This window comes from Methylorubrum sp. Q1, from assembly GCF_004683995.1.
Classification (GTDB): domain Bacteria; phylum Pseudomonadota; class Alphaproteobacteria; order Rhizobiales; family Beijerinckiaceae; genus Methylobacterium.
This window is the reverse complement of sequence record NZ_SRHQ01000091.1, coordinates 1-985: the sequence shown is the minus strand read 5'-3', so window position 1 is coordinate 985 and position 985 is coordinate 1. Positions and strand designations below refer to the sequence as shown.

Annotated in this window: 1 protein-coding gene; it reads right to left on the bottom strand. The window is 71.2% G+C overall.

Annotated features, from left to right (window positions below; translation table 11 throughout):
• The coding region (locus tag E4V01_RS25395; RefSeq protein WP_135300303.1) for an IS701 family transposase at positions 1 to 950 on the bottom strand (950 nt) is incomplete at its 3' end.
• Positions 951 to 985 lie beyond the last annotated feature (35 nt).

Sequence of the window (985 nt, the reverse complement as noted above, 5' to 3'; positions counted from 1 at the left end):
TTGCGTTCGCCAGAGGTGCGCCACTCGCCCACCAGCCAGACCTCCTCGCCCGGCAGATGGCGGTTGTTGCCCCAGATCGGACCGTCGCCCACCCGCACGCGGGCCATGGCAAACCGGGCCGCGAGCGCACCCTTCGTGCCCTGCCGCCACGTCACACGCCGCCAAGGCAGCGCGGCGAGAACCGCCTCGGCCTCCCGCGGCTCCTGATCCGGCACGGGTCTGCGCGCCCTCCCGCCCGGCTCCTCCAGCCGCACGCCTGGATCGTAGACCTTCTGGTTCTTGGCGATGCCCACCGCCCAGGTCAGCCCGCGCGCGTCGAGGCCATGCCGGAACACGGCGCTACAGCCATAGCCGGCATCGGCCAGCACCACACCGAAGCGGACGCCCTCGGCCCGTAGGCGGTCGAGTTCGGCAAGCGCGATCTCGCCCTTGCTCTGTGGCACCACCGCCGCCTCGGGCACACCCGCCCGCTCGCACCGCTTCGGGTCGGCGACCCACTCCTCCGGCAGGAACAGGTGCAGGGCGACCGGCACGGGCACCTCGCCCCGCGCCAGGGTGAGGGAGACAAGCGACTGGCAGTTGGCCTTCTTGCCCAGCGCTCCGCAGTACTGGCGCGCCACGCCCACCGAGCGCGTGCCCTTCTTCGGCAGGGCCGTGTCATCGATCACTAGGCAGGCGTCGGATCCGCCGACCAGCCGGTCCGCGGAGTGGGCCAACTCTGTCCAGAGCGGGCTGTCGTCCCAGGCCGGGCTGGCGATGAAGTGCTGCAACTGGTCGTGGCCCGACAGCCCGAGCCGTGCCGCCATCGGCTGCAGGCTCTTGCGATCACCGGGACCAAGCAGGCCACGCAGGTACAGTGGCGCCCAGGTCCGCCGCGTCTTGCGTCCCATCGCAGCCAGGAACGGGGCTAGCCATGCATCGAGGTCCGGCCCCGACGATCTCTCGGCCATGTCTGTCTCCCACAGTGACACCGCAGGATCAGAAC